The organism is Pseudoalteromonas sp. MSK9-3, from assembly GCF_003590335.1.
In the GTDB taxonomy this organism is placed as follows: Bacteria; Pseudomonadota; Gammaproteobacteria; order Enterobacterales; family Alteromonadaceae; genus Pseudoalteromonas.
This window is the reverse complement of the sequence record NZ_MIET01000034.1, coordinates 116,513-135,837: the sequence shown is the minus strand read 5'-3', so window position 1 is coordinate 135,837 and position 19,325 is coordinate 116,513. Positions and strand designations below refer to the sequence as shown.

The 19,325-nt window shown below is 42.2% G+C and carries 13 protein-coding genes; 6 read left to right on the top strand and 7 right to left on the bottom strand.

The window, feature by feature from the left end; translation table 11 throughout:
- Nucleotides 1-7: 7 nt before the first annotated feature.
- The gene (gene thrA / locus BGP78_RS15930; RefSeq protein WP_119862433.1) at nucleotides 8-2,425 is read right to left on the bottom strand and encodes a bifunctional aspartate kinase/homoserine dehydrogenase I; all 2,418 of its coding nucleotides are present in this window, start codon (nucleotides 2,423-2,425) and stop codon (nucleotides 8-10) included.
- 283 nt (nucleotides 2,426-2,708) lie between these two features.
- Nucleotides 2,709-3,074 carry a response regulator gene (locus tag BGP78_RS15925; protein WP_119862305.1) on the bottom strand — a complete coding sequence of 122 codons (366 nt, stop codon included), beginning with the start codon at nucleotides 3,072-3,074 and terminating at the stop codon, nucleotides 2,709-2,711.
- Nucleotides 3,075-3,289: 215 nt separating this feature from the next.
- Here BGP78_RS15925 and BGP78_RS15920 point away from each other — a divergent pair, with 215 nt between their 5' ends.
- A complete protein-coding gene (locus BGP78_RS15920) occupies nucleotides 3,290-5,050 on the top strand; it encodes a sensor histidine kinase (RefSeq protein ID WP_119862304.1) in 1,761 nt (586 codons plus the stop codon).
- 121 nt (nucleotides 5,051-5,171) lie between these two features.
- Entirely contained in the window at nucleotides 5,172-6,083 is a 912-nt protein-coding gene (gene rdgC / locus BGP78_RS15915; protein WP_119862303.1) for a recombination-associated protein RdgC, read from the top strand.
- Between the two features lie 66 nt (nucleotides 6,084-6,149).
- Here rdgC and BGP78_RS15910 read toward each other — a convergent pair whose 3' ends face one another.
- The gene (locus BGP78_RS15910; protein WP_119862302.1) at nucleotides 6,150-6,989 is read right to left on the bottom strand and encodes an HDOD domain-containing protein; all 840 of its coding nucleotides are present in this window, start codon (nucleotides 6,987-6,989) and stop codon (nucleotides 6,150-6,152) included.
- A gap of 232 nt (nucleotides 6,990-7,221) precedes the next feature.
- Here BGP78_RS15910 and BGP78_RS15905 point away from each other — a divergent pair, with 232 nt between their 5' ends.
- On the top strand, nucleotides 7,222-8,904 hold the full coding sequence (locus BGP78_RS15905; RefSeq protein ID WP_119862301.1) for a dipeptidyl-peptidase 3 family protein: 1,683 nt from the start codon (nucleotides 7,222-7,224) through the stop codon (nucleotides 8,902-8,904).
- A 34-nt stretch (nucleotides 8,905-8,938) separates the two neighbouring features.
- Here BGP78_RS15905 and BGP78_RS15900 read toward each other — a convergent pair whose 3' ends face one another.
- Nucleotides 8,939-9,334 carry an HIT domain-containing protein gene (locus tag BGP78_RS15900; protein WP_119862300.1) on the bottom strand — a complete coding sequence of 132 codons (396 nt, stop codon included), beginning with the start codon at nucleotides 9,332-9,334 and terminating at the stop codon, nucleotides 8,939-8,941.
- Nucleotides 9,335-9,449: 115 nt separating this feature from the next.
- Here BGP78_RS15900 and BGP78_RS15895 point away from each other — a divergent pair, with 115 nt between their 5' ends.
- Together BGP78_RS15895 and BGP78_RS15890 are read left to right on the top strand one after the other, a co-directional pair.
- Nucleotides 9,450-11,663 (top strand): S9 family peptidase, encoded by a 2,214-nt coding sequence (locus BGP78_RS15895; protein ID WP_259386353.1) that lies wholly within the window; start codon nucleotides 9,450-9,452, stop codon nucleotides 11,661-11,663.
- Between the two features lie 220 nt (nucleotides 11,664-11,883).
- Nucleotides 11,884-13,518, top strand: coding sequence for a methyl-accepting chemotaxis protein (locus tag BGP78_RS15890; RefSeq protein ID WP_119862298.1), 1,635 nt, complete (start codon nucleotides 11,884-11,886; stop codon nucleotides 13,516-13,518).
- A 113-nt stretch (nucleotides 13,519-13,631) separates the two neighbouring features.
- Here BGP78_RS15890 and BGP78_RS15885 read toward each other — a convergent pair whose 3' ends face one another.
- The 3 genes from BGP78_RS15885 to dinB form a co-directional block, all read right to left on the bottom strand.
- On the bottom strand, nucleotides 13,632-15,164 hold the full coding sequence (locus tag BGP78_RS15885) for a leucyl aminopeptidase family protein (RefSeq protein WP_119862297.1): 1,533 nt from the start codon (nucleotides 15,162-15,164) through the stop codon (nucleotides 13,632-13,634).
- 94 nt (nucleotides 15,165-15,258) lie between these two features.
- Nucleotides 15,259-16,944: a carbon starvation protein A gene (locus BGP78_RS15880; protein ID WP_119862296.1), complete on the bottom strand. Its 1,686-nt coding sequence runs from the start codon at nucleotides 16,942-16,944 to the stop codon at nucleotides 15,259-15,261.
- Nucleotides 16,945-17,053: 109 nt separating this feature from the next.
- Nucleotides 17,054-18,115 (bottom strand): DNA polymerase IV, encoded by a 1,062-nt coding sequence (dinB, locus tag BGP78_RS15875; RefSeq protein WP_119862295.1) that lies wholly within the window; start codon nucleotides 18,113-18,115, stop codon nucleotides 17,054-17,056.
- Between the two features lie 139 nt (nucleotides 18,116-18,254).
- Between dinB and BGP78_RS15870 the strand changes: the two genes are divergently transcribed.
- A complete protein-coding gene (locus tag BGP78_RS15870; protein WP_119862294.1) occupies nucleotides 18,255-19,307 on the top strand; it encodes an aldo/keto reductase in 1,053 nt (350 codons plus the stop codon).
- Nucleotides 19,308-19,325 lie beyond the last annotated feature (18 nt).

Below are 19,325 nucleotides of genomic sequence, written 5' to 3'. Positions count from 1 at the left end.
TTTACCCCTAGCGAGACAGTGTTTTTAAAATATCTGCAAAGACACCCGCAGAAGTCACTTCAGCACCGGCACCATAACCTCGAATAACAAAAGGCCGAGGCTGATAATATTGGCTTAAAATCGCCAAGGCGTTTTCGCCATCACGAATATCATATAATGCATTTGCTTTATCAACTGCCTCAATCCCTACCTTACAATGACCGTTATCAATACTGCCGACGTACCTTAGTACCTGACCTTTTTCTGCTGCTGCTTGAACCCGTTGCGCAAAATCATGATCCAGTTCAGGTAGCTTAGCCATAAACTCGTCTACCGATGTGCCTGGTGCAAAAGCGTCACTTACCACTGGCTCCACTTCAATATCAGACAGCTCTAAAGCCAAGCCCGACTCTCGTGCAATGATCAAAAGCTTACGTGCCACATCTGTACCTGATAAATCATCTCTTGGATCAGGCTCTGTAAAACCATTCGCTTTCGCCTTTGCCGTCGCTTCTGATAAACTTAATCCGTCTTCCAGCGCACCAAACATGTATGACAGAGAGCCCGATAAAATCCCGTTAAACGAGAGTAATTCGTCGCCCGCACCAAACAACAGTTGTAAATTATCTAATACAGGTAGTCCCGCGCCCACATTCGTTTCATACAAGAACTTACGTTGCTTCTTTTGAGCCGCATTATTTAATGCTTGATAATATGCATAACTTCCCGTGTTGGCTTTTTTATTCGCGGCCACAACATGAAAGCCTGCTTCAAGAAAGTCACAATACTGATCAGCAAGCTGTTGAGAAGAACTACAATCTACGATCACTGGATTAATAAGATGGTTGGCTTTAACAAAGGCCTCTAGCTTATCCAAAGCAAAACCGGCTTGCTGTTGCTCCAATTCACCATGCCAATTATCAAACGGCACACCGTCTGCGTTTAAGTAAAGTTGACGAGAGTTTGCTACCCCATATAAGTTAAGCTTTATATTACGGTTTTGTAGCCACTGCTGTTGTTTTTGCAATTGCTTGATCAGCTCCTGACCAACTAAACCAACGCCGAGTAAGAAAACATCTATTGAAGGAACATGAGTAAAGAAGTTTTCATGGCATACCTTCACCGCATCATTACATAAGCTGCCATCAACCACCGCTGAAATTGCACTTTCTGTTGAGTCTTGCGCAATTGCAACAATGTTTACTTGTGCTTGTGCCAACGAAGCAAAAAACTTGGCCGCTAGCCCTTTATGGGCTTTCATGTTATCTCCCACCAGTGTCACTATTGCTAAGTCACGTTGTACTTGCACTGGCTCGATTAAACCAGCTTGCGACTCCAGTTCAAAAGCAGACTCCAGTGCACTAAGCGCCAAATTTAAATCGGCTTCATGAACGCAAAAACTAATACTGAATTCACACGAAGACTGCGTGATCAATACAATCGATACATTATCTTGGGCAAGGGCATTAAATACCCGAGATGCCATCCCGACCTTCCCTTTCATACCAGGGCCTGAAACGGTTAACATCGCAAGTTCATCTAAGCTTGACAGCGCTTTGACTTGCTCATCACCCCGTCGCTCATTACTGATCACAGAACCTGGTACGTCCGGGTTGTGGGTGTTTTTAATCTCACACGGTACGCCAGCCTTAGCACAAGGCAAGATAGTTTTAGGATGAAGTACTTTGGCACCAAAATATGACAGCTCCATGGCTTCTTTATACGATAACCAATCGACTTTGGTGGCTTTGCTGATAAATCTTGGATCAGCGTTAAACACACCATCCACATCAGTCCAAATTTGACATACTTGCGCTTGTAAACATGCCGCAGCCACGGCCGCAGAATAATCAGAACCATTGCGGCCAAGCGTAGTTAATGCGCCTTGTTGGTCACATCCTGTGAAACCCGGCATGATGTAGTATTTATTTGGCTGTTCTCGCATCGCCGACGCAAAGCGTGATTTACTTGCCTTTAAATCGACTTCTGCATCTAAATAACCACCCGACGTTAAAATACAGTGGGTCGCATCTAAATAGCTGGCTTGTGTACTGCCTAGCATTGTTTGCATAAGCGCGCAGCTAACCCTTTCGCCAAAACTTATAATAAATGCTCTTACTTGGGCTGGGCAGTGTTGTAGCAGCTTAACGCCCGCCAATTTATTTGCCAGCGCCATAAAGTCAGGCCAATGAGCGATTGCGCCATACAGCTTTTCAACTTGTTGATGTAGGTCTTTAGCCCGTGACTCCAAAGCCTGCCACTGTTCCTCATAAGACACGCCTTGCTCTGCTAACGCAGCTAACTCAACGAGCTGATCAGTCATGCCTCCTGGCGCTGAAAGCACAATTAATGCTTCATCTCCAGATTGGCTTAATATTAGATTCTGTACTTGCCGTAAACATTTAAAGTCGGCTAAAGATGAGCCGCCAAATTTTAATACTCGCATCATGGTAATTTTCCTCATTCCAAAAACGAAAAAAGGCCTGTGTTCTTAGTGAACACAGGCCTTTTAAATACGCACCGACCTATGCCACTATCCAGACTGGATGGTGGTTGTAATAATAATGGTCGAAGTGTTAAATTTTATTTTCATGATTCAAGAGTGCCTGAAATGTAGCCGAACTGTCAACACTAAAAACAGACATTCTTTATGCATTTTGTTCAAGTTAATAGTAGGAAACGAGTGAATGTATATTATAAATGAGTGAAAAGAGGTTATTTCTGCTGTTTTACCGAATACCGTACTGTGTTAATAAGTTCAATAAATACTGAGGCGTGACAGGTTTTTCAATAAAATCGATTGCCCCCAATCGAATGACTCTCTCTTTCATTTCTGGCTGAATATCGGCAGAAATAACCACAACGAATGTTTCTATCTTTTTCGCCTTAATTGCTTCTAACACACCAATACCATCCATTTCAGGCATGGTTAAATCCAAACAGAGTAAATCAATCTGTTTGCCTTCGAGCACTTCAAGTGCTTGCACACCATTTTCAGCTTGTGCGATTTCAGCATCTAGCGCAGACGATAAACAACGAACAACTTGCTTTCGCGCTACCCTTGAATCATCACACACTAATATAGAAAAACTCATATCAAATATTTTTATCTTTTAGTCATCGATAACATTGCAAAAAACTACTTATAACATATTTAGTAGTAAATCAGTAAGTACCTAAACTTTATATTCATCTAATATTGCTATTGTGTGCAATAATGTCAGATATTTATTTATTTTTAAGGCTTTATTAGCTAAGTTTAAGTACATATATCTTGCTGTTGACTTAATTGAGGAGCCTAGGTTCATTCATGCTACAAAAAAGCCTATCAAAAAAGCTACTCACGAATGTGCTTTCGGTTTACTTTTTACTAACATTCGTTGTCACATGTGGACAAGTCATTGCTGAGTACGTCAACACCAAAGACTACATTCGCAACGAACTTACGATGTTGCAAAAAACGTTTAGCCGCAGCTTAACTCGAGCTATTTGGGAACTAAACACAAAACAGACCGTAACAACAGCCGAAGGTTTACTCGCCATCCCAATGATAGAGGGGATCATTGTTCGCGACGATAGTGGGGAAATAATCTCTCAACTTGGTCGCTCCCTCGATATTCATGAATTATACAGTCAGCAGCTAGTTCAAGAAGAAGCCATCATTGAAGACACGCCCTCAGGTTTATTCGGCTATACTTTTCCACTCATTTTTGAGTTTTCTGGCAGAGCAACTCAGGTCGGTGACGTAACCTTATTTTCAAGCCGTGAAGTGGTGTTCAGCCGCATCATGATTTCGATTTATTTCTTGATTGGCAATGCCATGATCAAGACGACTTTTCTCATTATTTTATTTTTAATCGCTTTTAGACGACTCCTCACTGAACCTCTCACTGATTTAACCGATCAAGTCGAAGATTTTGAGCTAGACAACATCGACGCTCAGCGAATAGACATTGGCACAAGCGAGCGCAATGAACTTAAAGTGATGGAAGAAGCATTCAACAAGTTGATTGATAAAGTCGCTGAATATCGAAAACAACTCGATCAAACACAAAAAGAATTATTGATAAGTAATGAAAAACTTGACCAACATAACTTACAACTAGAGCAAGAAGTCGCCAGAAAAACTTCTAACCTCAGTCAAGCTATGATGGACTTGCAGCAACAAAAATATGAATTAGAGAAACAAAAACTAACGCTTACTGAAGAAATTGATTTACGCCGACAAACGGAACAAGAGCTGCTTACCAAACAAAAAGAACTAGAACGATATTTAGACGAACTAAATATGGCACAAGAACGCTTAGTTGGCTCAGAAAAAATGGCGGCGTTAGGTGGGCTTGTGGCTGGTATTACGCATGATATTAATACGCCTGTCGGCATTGGGGTGACTGCAACGTCATTCTTGCAGGAGCGCTTACATCAATTAGAAGCGTCATATCAGGCAAAAACTTTATCACCCAAGGCACTTGAAGAGTTTATCAATGAAGCGAAGCAAAGCACCAGCTTATTGACCACTAACTTAGATAGAGCGTCTGAACTGGTGGCGAGCTTTAAGCAAATTGCGGTGGATCAAGCCAGTGAAGCAGTTCGTACCATTAACTTTAAAGAGTACCTTGCTGAGGTTGTTCGGTCATTGCATCCAAAAATTAAGAAAACCAAACATGATATTAATATCTCATGCCCTGAAGACCTGACACTCAACTTACCCGCAGGTGCGATCAGTCAGATATTTACTAACCTTATCATGAACTCTCTCATTCATGGTTTTGAAGGCATCGATAAAGGCAGCATTGATATTGAAATTACCGACGATAACGACGATGTTCGTATTTTATATCGCGATAATGGCCGCGGAGTAAGCGCTGTTCAACTAGAAAAGTTATTCGACCCTTTCTTCACAACAAAACGTGACCAAGGCGGCAGCGGCCTTGGAACACACATTACGTTGAACTTAGTAAAACAAACACTCAATGGAGATATTGAAGTAACAAGTGAAGAAGGCAAAGGCCTCGTTTATGCCATTAGCTTTCCGAAAAACATGCAAGCCCCACTTGCGATGTTTAGCTGAGCAAAATAAAACCTGAATACAATAATCTTGCAAGATTGCCGTATTCAGGTACTTTAATTCCTTCCCTGCCCGTAAATTATTGTTATCATAGCTACCAATTTTTAGCACGGATACCGTTTTTATGTGGTTTAGTAACCTGATCTGTTATCGATTCAAACAAGATGTTTCATATAATCAAGAAGATTTTGAACAAGCATTAGAGCAAGATGTATTTCGCCCGTGTGGTAGCCAAGATATGAGTACCTTTGGCTGGTCAAAAGCCTTAGGAAAACATGGTCATAGCCTGTCACATTTTTCTAAAAATAGTATTTTAGTTTGTGCTAAGCGCGAAGAAAAAGTGCTCCCAGCAGCAGTCGTTAACGATATGGTTGCCGAAAAAGTCGAACTAATCGAACGCGAAGAAAACCGCCCAGTAAAGAAAAAAGAAAAAGACGAGTTAAAAGAAAATATCCTGGCGACTTTGTTGCCACAAGCGTTCAAAAAATCTAGTTTACAGTTTGCCTTTATCGACCAAGAAAATGGCTGGGTAATCGTCAATAGCGCCAGTTTCAATAAAGCTGAAGAGCTCTTAGCATTGTTACGAAAATCTCTTGGCACACTGCCAGTTGTGCCAGCATTTGCAAATTATGATTTAGATGTATTTCTCACTAATTGGCTCACAAACTTTGAAACCCCTGAAGGTTTTGCAATTGGTACTGATGCCGAATTAGAAGAACCCGATGACAATGGTGCACAAGTTAAACTGAAGCAACACGACCTATCAACGGATGAAATAAAACACCACCTAGAAAGTGGTAAACGTGTCACTAAACTGGCCCTCGACTGGCGTGAGCGAGTCAAATTTATGCTACAAAACGATGGGTCAATCAAGCGCCTTAGTTACGCCGATGCGCTCAAAGAGCAAAACGCTGATATTCCTAAAGAGGATATGGTGGTTAAACTAGATGCTGACTTTATTTTAGTGAGCGAAGAGATCAAGGAGCTTATTGAAGAGCTTACCCAAAGCTTAGGCGAGGCCGAAGACCTAGCTTAAGATAAAAGCATGTGATAGTAAGGTGTACCCACCTTACTATCTATCAATGATGTGTGGTTGCCAGAGTTATGCAAACATGCTTTTCACATCATCTAACGTTTCTAGATATTCATCACTGGTAAACATATCTAATGAACGGGTCACCCCTTTGCTTTCGTATGCGCCCAGTGCGGCAGCTTTATCTGATACCTGTAAGATACCTTCAATGATTGCACCAACTCGAATGAAGTCAACATAACATACATGTTCAGGTTTATAGTTTGGGTTTGACCAGCTTTCAGCCACTTCAACAAAGTCATCAGTAAAGCCCCACTCTCGCATAATGGCTCCCCCAATTTTACCTGCAAGCTTTTGTATTGCGTGTGCTAAAAAGCTTGGGTTGGCGAATACTTCTGGATGACGTTCTGCTTCGGTTAAAATAGGTAATACACCGATATTGAACACCAATGAAGCGAGTGTGATTGTTTCTTTATTTAACGATGTATGTTTATTGACACGTAAATAAAAGTCCATTGTGGTTATAGCTTGGCAAGCTACTTTCAATGTTTTTTGCCACGCCTTATCCATATACGTTCTGATCAATTTATTATTCGATACAAACAACTGCTCCATCGCCATTGCTGTTGCTATATTTTTTATCTGTCTTAAACCAATACGGGTAACAGCTTGGTTTAGCGTATTCACTTTCACTGACCGCCCCATAAAAGCACTGTTAGCGACTTTGATCATGCGCGCCGACAAAGCTGGGTCTTGAGAAATTACATCCGCCATTTGCGCTAAGTTCACTTCCGGGTCATCGGCGGCTTGTCTAACTTTGACTGCAATTTCGGGGAGTGTGGGCAAAACTAAAGTATCGTTATTAATCCTATCTATTAGAATGGTCAGTAAGGCATTTTCTGTCGACATAAGCTATATCCCTTGGGTATAAATTTTTATGATGTGCACAATAAAGTACGCTTATTCTTATACCCCTTAGTATTGACTAAGTTCTCGATAAAGTTAAGAAAAGTATAAAAAATATTCTCACTCATTTAGATAAAAATAATATTTACTGCCAATACACCGTACAAAAGCAGCAATTAATAACACATTACGGTATGGTAGGCGTCACAAACCAATAACAAAAAAAGAGTTCTCTATGAAACTTTCAAAGATCAGCTTAGCACTAGTTCTTGCAGGCACATTCACGCTGGGGGCATGTTCGGATAACACCTCTAAACCTGCTCAGTCAAGCACCTCTGAAGCGACAAGTCATGACTACACGTTAGTTAATACTCACCAGTCCCGTCTCGATATTTATACTGAGGTTACCCTTACTACTGACTTATCACACTTAAACGACAATCAGAAAAAGATGCTGAGTAAGCTCATCGATGCCTCAAAAATCATGGATGACTTATTTTGGAAGCAAAGTTTTGGGGCGGATAAAGCGACATTTTTAGGCCGTATCAAAGACGATAAAGTACGTCAATTTGCCGATATTAATTATGGTCCATGGGATCGATTGGACGGTGATAAAGTTTTTCTCTCTGGCTTTGACACAAAAACACCTGGTGCAGAGTTTTACCCCCATGATATTACTAAAGAAGAATTAAATACTGCTGCCATAAAAGATAAGCAGGGGCTATATTCCCTGATAAAGCGAGATGAACAAGGTGCGCTATACAGCGTATCATACTCTGAAGCATTTAATACGGAGCTCACACACGCAGCATCGTTATTAAGAGAAGCCAGTACTTTGGCCCAGGACAAAGAGTTTGCCAACTACCTTAATTTAAGGGCTGACGCACTGCTAAATAACAGCTATCAGCGCTCCGATTTCGCTTGGATGGATATGAAAAATAACCCAATCGATGTGGTGATTGGTCCAATTGAAACATACGAAGATCAGCTATTTGGCTATCGAGCTGGGTTTGAGTCATATGTACTTGTTAAAGATTTAGCATGGAGCGAACGACTCGCTAAGTTTGCTGCGTTTTTACCTGAACTCCAAACCGGCTTACCAGTCGATCAAAAATATAAACAGGAAGTACCGGGCTCTGATGCTGACTTAAATGCGTATGACGTTATTTATTACGCAGGTCACTCGAATGCTGGCAGTAAAACCATTGCTATTAACCTTCCTAATGACGAGCAAGTACAGCTAGAAAAAGGCACTCGCCGCCTGCAACTAAAAAATGCGATGCGTGCAAAGTTCGACAAGATTATGCTCCCCATCTCTGAGCAACTCATTGTGCCTGAACAACGTAAACACATCACATTTGATGCATTCTTTGCCAATACGATGTTCCATGAAGTTGCTCATGGTCTAGGTATAAAAAATACCATCACAGGAAAAGGCACCGTTCGCCAGTCTCTGCAAGAACATGCCAGTGCCTTAGAAGAAGGCAAAGCTGATATTCTAGGCCTTTATATGGTTGAACAACTCCTTAAAAAAGGAGAGATCACAGAAGGCACCTTAGAAGATTACTATACGACCTTTATGGCGGGGATCTTCCGCTCAGTGCGTTTTGGTGCGTCAAGTGCACACGGTAAAGCTAATATGATCCGTTTTAACTTCTTCAAAGAACAAGGCGCATTCTCTAAAAATGAGCAAGGCCTTTACAAAGTTAATATGCAAAAGATGGCCATCGCGATGAAAAACCTCTCACAGTTGATCCTAACGCTGCAAGGTGATGGCGACTATGAAAAAGTAAGTCAGCTGATCGCCACCCATGGCGACATAAAAGCTGAATTACAGGCTGATTTAGCGAAACTATCCGCTGCAAATATCCCTGTAGACGTTACTTTCAAGCAAGGTAAGGCGGTACTGGGCCTTTAAACCAACACTACATTTTTAAACTAAGTAGAGGGCGCTATAGTGATAGCGCCTTTTTGAGTTCAACAAGCTGTTCATCTGAATAGGCAATGGGAGAATGCAAGCCCCAAACCGGCTTTGGCCACGCTATATCCGTTGTAAAACGAGCAATATGGTGCACATGTAACTGCGGCACCATATTTCCCAATGCAGCAACATTGAGCTTATCAGGGTTAAACACATCTCTTAGCAACTCGCTGAGTTTTGCCGACTCCAACCAAAATGTTTTTTGCTGTATATCTGTTAAGTCGATTATTTCTTTTAAACCGCTTATTCTTGGTACTAAAATGAACCATGGGTACTGGCTATCATTCATCAATAACACTTTACATAACGGCCAATCAGCCAACGCGATGCAGTCTCTTTGTAGTTCTGGGGCTAACTCAAATGTCATCAATCTCTCCAACGTATTTTTATTCGCACTCTATCCCAATTTATTGCCATTGCCTATGCTTGCTTATACCATTTACTACATAACTACATTTTTATAAGGCATTCTTGTGCGAGCTATTTTAGCGTCTTTAACCTTCAGCCTGCCATTGCTACTAAATAGCACTGGTATTGCGGCCAAGCCATTAACCCTTGAACGTATTTTTGATGACCCAAGTTTAGCAGGTAAAGCGCCTGTAAAACTCAAGTTTTCTCCTGACGGTAAGCGTGTGACTTACTTACAAGGTAAGGTCGATGACTATAACCGTTATGACCTTTGGGAATACAACCTCAAAGACAAATCTAATCGTTTGTTGGTTGATTCTGCAGCCTTATTCTCTGGGCCAGAAACATTATCGAATGAAGAAAAGGCACGCCGAGAAAGGCAGCGTGTATTTGGTCGTGGTATTTTAGAGTACAAATGGTCAACGGATGGAAAAGCGCTCTTATTTCCATTGAATGGCGACCTATATCACTTTCAGGTCAGTACAGGTAAAAGTAAAAAGCTAACTAATACCGAGGCCTTTGAAACAGATGCTCGCTTTTCGCCAAAAGGCAATTATGTGTCTTTTATTCGCGAACAAAACTTATATGCCCTAGACCTTGCCTCTGGCAAAGAAATAGCGCTCAGCACAGATGGCGGTGGCGTTATAAAAAATGGGATGGCCGAGTTTGTCGCCCAAGAAGAAATGAGTCGAATGACTGGCTATTGGTGGGCTGGTGATGAATCAAAGGTCGCCTTCACTCGAATTGATGAAAGCCCTGTTGAAGAAGCGATTCGTAACGAAATATATGCCGATGAAGTTAAGTTATTCAATCAACGCTATCCATTTACGGGCACAAACAATGTCAAAATTGCATTGGGTGTAGTAAATATCAATGATCAACAAGTAGACTGGGTTGATTTAGGTAAAGACCAAGACATTTATCTCGCCAGAGCCAAATGGCTTAAAGATAATAAAACATTGTCATATCAATGGCAAAATCGCTCACAACAGGCCTTAGAACTGCGCTTTTATGATAGCAAAACCAAAAAACAATCTGTTGCTTTGACAGAGCGTAGCGATACTTGGGTTAATTTACACTTTGATTTACGCTTCTTAAACGACAAAAAGCACTTTATCTGGGCTTCTGAGCGTGATGGTTATAAACACCTATACTTATACCGTACTAATGGTCAGTTAGTACGCCAAATTACTCAAGGTGAGTGGATCGTTGACTCTATAAAGGGCATTGATGAACAAAAAGGTCTGGTCTACTTTGCAGGTCGTGCCGATACGCCATTAGAGCAGCATCTGTATAGTGCCAGCATATTCAAAAACAGCCATGCCAAACGTGTTACTCAATTAGGTAGCTATCATAAAGTGGTGGTTGCTAAAGATGCCAAAACATTTATCGACAACAGTTCAGCTGTTAATAAACCAAACTCGGTTGCCTTGCGTAAAGTCAATGGTGAGTTTATTACCTGGCTTGAGCAAAACCCACTGAATAAAAACCACCCCTTAACCCCTTATCTAAGCGACCTTGCAGAACCTGAGTACGGGACGATTAAAGCGCAAGATGGGCAAACCTTACATTATCGTATTTTTAAACCAGCCAATATGAAAAAAGGCAAAAAGCACCCTGTTATGGTTAACGTATATGGCGGGCCTCATGCACAAAGAGTAACGAATAGCTGGCGCAGCAAAAACCTATACTTTCAATATATGGCCCAGCAAGGCTATGTTATTTTTCAACTCGATAATAGAGGCTCTTATAACCGAGGCAAAGCATTTGAAGCGCCCATTTATAAGCATTTAGGTGAGGTAGAAGTCGCAGATCAAATCAAAGGGGTTGAATTTTTACGTACACTTGATTACGTCGACTCAACACGCATTGGTATTTACGGCCACAGCTATGGCGGATATATGGCTTTGATGGCCATGTTTAAAGCAGGCGATTACTTTCAAGCAGGTGTATCCGGTGCACCAGTAACTGACTGGGCGTTATATGATACTCATTACACAGAACGTTACTTAGGACACCCAAAAACCAATGCGGTTGGATATGAGCAAAGTGCTGTATTCCCCTTCGCTGATAACTTAAATGGCCCATTAATGATTTATCATGGCATGGCAGATGACAACGTATTATTTACTCATGCAACCAAGTTATTTAAGCAGCTACAAGACAACGCAAAGCCATTTGAAATGATGACATACCCAGGTTCAAAACACAGCTTACGTGGTAAAAAAGTGCAAACGCATTTACACCAAACTATCACAAACTTCTTTAATCGACATTTTGACATGTAATCAAAAACTGTCGCAAGTTCCTATAAAGCCTACACTTGTGGGCTTTATATTAGACCAAAATCTAATTGTATTACCACCCAATCAAAAATTCACAACTTACTATTTTAAAAGAAGAAAATATTCAAAGTTTTTACTGACAGTCCCTCTTTAATTATTTATCTTATGGTATTCCCCTTCTATTTTTATGCACAGGATTGTGTATTTTTATAAGGATACTTATATGCAGTTTCTACGACGATTCACCATTTTTCAACGGCTCATGATGTTACTGATGGTGGTTGTACTCGGGCTGGTTTTGTTGAGTATAACCAACCTAACTCAACAATACGCAACTCTAGAAAAGCAACAATATGAAAAAACCAAAAATTTGGTAGAAACAGCGCATAGCCTACTCACTTTGTATCACACCCAATACCTCGAAGGTGTATTATCTGAAATTGACGCAAAGCACGCTGCTCTAACAGCAATCAAAGGCTTGAAATATGATGGTGATAACTACTTTTGGGTGAATGACTTTAACCCCACAATGATAATGCACCCTCTCAAGCCACAACTTGACGGTAAAAGCTTAACCAATAGTAAAGATCCAGATGGTACGCGCCTATTTGTCGAAATGGTCAGCGTCGTAAAAAAACAGGGTGAAGGCTTTGTGCCCTACAAATGGCCAAAACCTGGCGCTCAAACCCCTGTTGATAAAATATCTTTCGTCAAAGGGTTTACGCCGTGGCAATGGATAATCGGTTCTGGTGTGTACTTAGATACCATTGATGCGGCATTTTCTGAATTGCGCTGGCTAATGATCATTGATGTGGTGGTCATTATTATTATCTTAGCTGTGCTTAGCAGCGTCATAAGTAACAGTGTCTTGCACCCCATTCGCTTAGCAGCTGACATGATGAAGGATATATCGCAAGGTCAAGGAGATTTAACCCAGCAGCTAGATGAACACGGCAATGACGAGATCTCTCGACTCTCTCGATATTTCAACTCATACACAGAAAAAATGCGCCACTCCATTGCCCAAGTAGCAGAAAATACCCGCCATGTTGAACAATTTGCTGATCAAGTTGACGACGCTGGAAAAGTGAATCTAACTCACATCGAGCAACAAGATGATAACAGCCGGCAAGTTGCAACAGCAGTAGAACAAATGAGCACCCAAATACACGCCGTCAGCGAAAACGCGCATGCAGCAGAAATTGCAGCTAAAGACGCCCTGCAAAACAGCGAGCAAGGAAAACTCGTGATCGCAAATACCATTACAGCGATTCAAACGCTTTCATCTAACATACAAAGTGTGAGTAAAGTATCAGCAATTTTAGCAACCGAAAGCAATAATATTGGCTCTGTACTTGATGTCATACGTGGTATTTCAGAACAGACCAATTTATTGGCCCTCAATGCTGCGATTGAAGCGGCCAGAGCTGGTGAGCAAGGCAGAGGGTTTGCTGTTGTGGCTGATGAAGTACGTACGCTAGCTAGCCGCACGGGGCAAAGCACGGACGAAATTCAAAAAATGATTGAGAAGCTACAAAAAAATGCCCAAGAAACGGTGAATGCAGTGCAATCATGTCAGGAAATTTCAGAAAATACCGTCGAACAAGCCAGCGGAGCCGATCAAGTATTAGACGAAATTGAACGCTTAATCACGGTGATCAGTGATATGAATAGTCATATTGCACGGGCAACACAAGAACAAAGCAGCGTAGCGCAAGAAGTCAACTTACGTATTGCCGACTTATCGAATGCGACTCATCAATCCTTAGACACAACGCACACATTGACAGATGCCAGCCTCAACTTAAAACAATCTAGCCAACAATTAGGCCAAGTTGTGCAGCGTTTTAAAATTTAAGTCAATACCGGACAATGAATAATATCATGCATTGTCCGGTCTGGTTTTGAAGTGTCTGACCTAACGCCTACTCTTTATAAGCATCATAAATACACCACACTTAAAACGCTGGCTTATAAGCAGTAACGGGCAAATAAGCTCGCCACTGTCGCTGCAGTTGGTTTACCGTGCTGCCAATCACCACCTTCAACACCACTGCCAGCAATATCCATATGCACATACGGAATAGGCTGTTCTGCATCACTACCATGTTTATCTAATCCGCCCACTAATGCTAAAAATGCCATAGGGAATTGATGCCCGCGCGCCGTAATGGCCGATGGTGCATTATTACTTGAGATAACATCATCAGCCAATGTGCGAGGCTTGATAAAATCATAATCCTCACGGCGACTGCGTGATAACTCAGCCCCATCAGCCCATAAATCACCAATATCTGCCAATTGACGAGATACTTTTGCAGCTCGGGCTGGGCCGTTTTCAACATACGCACTATATGGACCCACTGCGCGAGCCGCATGTCCTGTGAGTGTGGCAACAGTGAATAATTCAGGGTTAACTTGAGATTGTGCCAAATCCTTCATTTCACTTAATAGATCGCCCATTGCCAAGCGCCCCTCAGCATCGGTATTGCCAATTCGTACTTTTAACCCTTCGCGACACGTTACGATTTCATCTGGGACAAAACAGTCTGAACCTATAGAGTTACGTACAACCGCTAAGTAAGCAATTACTTTTACGCCTTTAGGCTGAAAATCAGCAACCGCTTTCATAAACCCAGCGACAGAGGCTGCACCGCCTTTGTCTCGGCTCATGCCCGCCATAAAACCACCGACTTTTAAATCAGCGCCGCCTGTGTCATATACTAAGCCTTTACCAACAAACATCAATGTACGTGTTACGTCACCTGTTGGTGTGTATTCTAGTTTAACAACTCGAGGGTGGTGGCGCTCAACAGCATAAGATGCACGCGCGACCATACCTAACATAGGGTAATCACTTTCAATTTTATCAATATCAGCAATCACTTCGACGGATACAGACGTGTTTGCAAAGAGCTCGACACAATAGTCAGCAAAACGCGGTGGTGCCATTCTTTCCGGCTCAGTACCACATAAATCTCTCGCAGCATATTGTCCAGCAGCGATGGCGTTCAATTGCTTAGCTTGTGCATCGGTCGCGCCTACTAAGTGTATTTCCGTCACCGGTTCAATGCTTTCACCACGGTACTCACGTGCTTCCAGTGGCTGCCATAGCGCTTGGCATGCACCTAGAAAAGCAACCTCTAATGCATTTTTATAACGTTCATCGGCAGGTAGCCCCGTAACAATAAGTGCCGGTTTCGTCACGCCCGCAGCTTTTGCTTCTACGATGGCTGATTTTGCCGCGTCAAAGATTCGACGTACATCGTCATAATCACGATGTAATGGACCTGTTGGAGACACAATTAAGCGCTTGCCTGGTAGCTCATTAGCCAGTACTAGTGTCGCTTTACTATTGATGCGCTGATCAACCGCTAAATAGGGTGCCAAAGCAACATCAAGTTGAGTATGACCCAGACTTTGCGTGTTAGCAGCGATGACAATCACCGCATCGGCATCTTGGGTTAAAAAATCATGACAGGGTAACGCGAGAGGAAAAGACATAAAAAAGCCCTTAAAGATTAATTTAAGGGCGTAATTATCAGCTATTTGTACCGTGTTTACCAGTTTGTACGATAAACCCAATTGTTATCTTGTATCATTGAGTTTGCTGTTGTGTAGCGTTATCTTGCCTAAGGCGACTTATCACCGACCAAGCTTCAAGCATCACTAGGACACTCACAACCAGTACAACAATATCCAAACTCACTAACAACCAATTACCTTGTTCATAATATTCAACCAGCTTAATAAGCCCAGCAAAAAATGCCATGACCAACACAAAACTCATTGGGATCAAGGTGTACTTCGCTGGTCTCCCCAATTTAATCAAATAAACCGAAATCACCAACAACGTTAAACTGGCTAATATTTGGTTTGTTGATCCAAACAACGGCCAAATTATCATGCCACCACTGCCTGACGCGCCACCAGCACCAAACGCCAGTAATAAACAACATGCTACGGCAATAAACGTCGCGACCATGCCATTTTTAAGCAGGTTAAGTTGATAAATATCACCCCACTCTTGAATAATATACCGTTGGAGTCGCACACCCGAGTCCATGGTCGTCCCTGCAAAAAGCACCACCATTACTGCGAGCAATGTGGCTGCAATTTCGGCAGAAATACCCCAACCACTGCTGATCAAATTAGAGCCACCTGTAATAAACGCTGAGACACTCCCTGCACCTAAGTGGCTATATATTTCATGCCACTCCTCTGGTGACACAGCCAGCATAACCCCACTCACCGCCACTAAAGTAATTAACGCTAAACTGCCTTCACCAATGGCACCCAAATACCCGACAAAGCGACCATCTTTTTCTTTATTTAATTGCTTTGAACTTGTACCAGAAGACACAATGCCATGAAAACCTGAAACAGCACCACACGCTATCGTCACAAACAATAATGGAATAATGCTCGGCGTATCAACAACCGTTTGCGTGTTAAATGCCGGCGCAGTAATATCGGGCATCACCACAAATACAGCGCCGTATAGCAGCACTAGCCCCACCAACAATTGCATGCCATTAATAAAATCTCTCGGTTGCAGTAACATCCATACAGGAAGTAAAGACGCCACGGCCGCATACACAAACAAAATAACAATCCAGCTGGCTTTGTCTGTTAAACCAAATATTTCGCTGGGCAGCGCAATCGGTGCGCCAGTGCCCATATAAATGGTTGCATAAAGTATCGCAACACCAATAAAGCACAATGGTACTAGAGGAACTTTACGTTTTAACAATTGACCAATGACTAAAGCAACCACAATTGCAGCCCACGCTGGCAGTACCGCAGTTGGATTAGCGACAAACGAATTCGCAATCACCACACCAAATACCGCATTAACCATCAACAGGACTAAAAACACCACTATCATGAATAAAGCCCGAGTGCGTTTACCTATCACGGTTTCAGAGAGCGCTCCCATTGACTTACCTTTATGGCGTGCACTTGCCCACAGTGCGCCCATATCATGAACGCCAGCAAAGAAGATAGTCCCTATTACTACCCATAAAACCGCGGGGACCCACCCCCAATAAACTGCAATAGCTGGCCCAACAATAGGTGCAGCCCCCGCTACAGAGGTAAAGTGATGGCCCCATAAAACCACTTTATTCGTAGGCACATAGTCTACCCCATCATTAAGTTCATGAGCTGGTGTGACAAAGTCATCATCCATTTTAAATATTTTTTCAGCAATAAATTTGGAGTAAACAAACCACCCAAATATCATCCCGGCAATGCCAAACAGTACAATCATAATCGATTGCATAGTGCGCTCCTGTGAGTTGTTATTTTTTTATTCACCTCACGCTATCACAAAAATACCCAACAACACTTATCTTTTAGTCTAAGAGCATTAAGGGCAGTCCTTGCTAGGTCTATTCACTGTCGAATAAGCCCAATTGGGGTTGGCCTTGTTTTGAGTCTAATAAACCAATTTGAATACCAATTAGCCTGACAGGCTTGTGTCGAAATCGCGCCAATAATTCTTTTAATAAATTACACAAAACCGCAGCATTGACCTCGTCAAATTGACACTCTTTGCTCACTTGTTGAAAATCGTGAAACTTGACCTTAACACCGAGTTTAGCGATCCCTCGCTCTTTGATATGCTGGGCTGCACGCTTTTCAAGTTCAGGCAATAAATCACATATTAAGCGTTGTTTTAGTAACTCAAACTCACTGGTATCTTCATTAAATGTCGTTTCGACCCCTACTGATTTCCTCACTCGGTGAGTTTCTACTCCTCGTTCATCAATACCTTGACAGCGACGCCATAATACCCCACCAAATTTACCAAAGCGCTGGAGCAAAAAGTGTTCTTCACATGCTTTAATATCTTTACCATGTTCAAGCCCCATAGCTTGCAGCTTTTGTTGTGTCACTTTACCAACACCAGGAATTTTTTTTAACGCCAGCCCATCGATAAATTCAGAGACCTGCGACGGTGTGATCACGAATTGTCCATTGGGTTTATTCTCATCACTGGCTATCTTTGCCAAGAACTTAATAGGCGCGACTCCAGCCGATGCCGTTAACCCTGTAGCATGATAAATATCAGCACGAATTTGTTCGGCAATTAACGTTGCACTGCCTGAGCAATGCTCACTGTCAGTCACATCAAGGTAAGCTTCATCGAGCGATAAAGGTTCAATTAAATCCGTGTACTTTGCAAACACAGCTCTGATCTGTTCAGACGCGGCTTTATAAACGGCCATTCTCCCCGGCACAATTACCAAATCTGGGCATAGCTTTTTTGCTTGATAGTTAGACATCGCTGATCGGACACCATATTCCCGAGCAATATAATTCGCCGTAGACAGCACTCCTCTGTGGCTATTCCCACCAATTGCCATCGGCACATTTGCAAGCGCAGGGTTATCTCGCATTTCCACCGCAGCATAAAAACAATCCATATCAATGTGTATAAACTTGCGCATACCAAAAACCTGTATTTATATACAGCCATTATGACCTGAAGTTTTAATCTTTTGCAACTTTTCCCAGCCTCTCATGTAAACTACAATAAGAGTTAAGATCCTTCCTTTTTCTCATAATTAATAACAACAAGGAGTTAGCATGCAGTTTAGTCGTTTAGGTAGCAGCCAACTTGATGTCTCTCGTATTTGTTTAGGCAGCATGACATGGGGATTACAAAACAACCAACATGACGCTGATGAACAAATTAACTATGCCATTAGTAAAGGCATTAACTTTATCGATACTGCTGAAATGTATGCAGTGCCCCCTTCTAAAGACACTTACGGCAAAACAGAAGCAATTATTGGTGATTGGTTATCACGCCACAGTGAAAAACGAGAGCAGCTTATTATCGCAAGTAAAATTGCAGGCCCTGGACTGAGCTGGGTCAGAAATGGCGCGCCAATCTCAGGGCGGTCAGTCATTGAAGCTGTCGACGGCTCTCTCACACGCTTAAAAACCGACTACATTGATGTATACCAATTACATTGGCCTAATAGAACATCGCCCCACTTTGCCAAGCATCAACCGGGGCAAATTAACTTTTCACACGTCAATGCCGAACAAGAAACGGCAGACATGCTCGACATATTGCAAGGCTTAAATGAGTGTATAAAGGCGGGGAAAATACGTCATTGGGGCTTGTCTGATGATACAACGTGGGGGATCAATACATATTTAAAGCTCGCAACATTGCACAATTTACCTAAACCAGTTTCTATACAAAATGAGTTTAGTTTATTACATGCTAAAGACTGGCCGTATCTTATCGAGAACTGTGTACATGAAGATATTGCTTATTTGCCTTGGTCACCACTCGCTGCTGGATTTTTAACGGGAAAATATCTTGACGGTGCGCGTCCAGAGGGAAGTCGATGGACCATAACACAGCGACAAGGCTTATTCAGAGATACCCAATACAGTAATGAAGCCACTAAGCGTTATGTAGACGTTGCTAAACAACACGGACTCACTCCCGCGCAACTGGCACTTGCATGGTGTAACCAAGTAGAGGGCGTTACATCAACAATTATTGGTGCAACGACTATGTCGCAACTCAAAGAAAACTTAACGGCTTTCGACACACCCCTTAGTGCGCAAGTGTTGGCTGATATTAGTGAGGTATTCAAACAATACCCGGCCCCATTCTAATTTTAGACTCGTTGCACG

Coding starts and splice junctions, on each gene's coding strand:
- thrA (WP_119862433.1), bottom strand. CDS start 2,425: ATGCGAGTATTAAAATTTGGCGGCTCATCTTTAGCCGACTTTAAATGT.
- BGP78_RS15925 (WP_119862305.1), bottom strand. CDS start 3,074: ATGAGTTTTTCTATATTAGTGTGTGATGATTCAAGGGTAGCGCGAAAG.
- BGP78_RS15920 (WP_119862304.1), top strand. CDS start 3,290: ATGCTACAAAAAAGCCTATCAAAAAAGCTACTCACGAATGTGCTTTCG.
- rdgC (WP_119862303.1), top strand. CDS start 5,172: ATGTGGTTTAGTAACCTGATCTGTTATCGATTCAAACAAGATGTTTCA.
- BGP78_RS15910 (WP_119862302.1), bottom strand. CDS start 6,989: ATGTCGACAGAAAATGCCTTACTGACCATTCTAATAGATAGGATTAAT.
- BGP78_RS15905 (WP_119862301.1), top strand. CDS start 7,222: ATGAAACTTTCAAAGATCAGCTTAGCACTAGTTCTTGCAGGCACATTC.
- BGP78_RS15900 (WP_119862300.1), bottom strand. CDS start 9,334: ATGACATTTGAGTTAGCCCCAGAACTACAAAGAGACTGCATCGCGTTG.
- BGP78_RS15890 (WP_119862298.1), top strand. CDS start 11,884: ATGCAGTTTCTACGACGATTCACCATTTTTCAACGGCTCATGATGTTA.
- BGP78_RS15885 (WP_119862297.1), bottom strand. CDS start 15,164: ATGTCTTTTCCTCTCGCGTTACCCTGTCATGATTTTTTAACCCAAGAT.
- BGP78_RS15880 (WP_119862296.1), bottom strand. CDS start 16,944: ATGCAATCGATTATGATTGTACTGTTTGGCATTGCCGGGATGATATTT.
- dinB (WP_119862295.1), bottom strand. CDS start 18,115: ATGCGCAAGTTTATACACATTGATATGGATTGTTTTTATGCTGCGGTG.
- BGP78_RS15870 (WP_119862294.1), top strand. CDS start 18,255: ATGCAGTTTAGTCGTTTAGGTAGCAGCCAACTTGATGTCTCTCGTATT.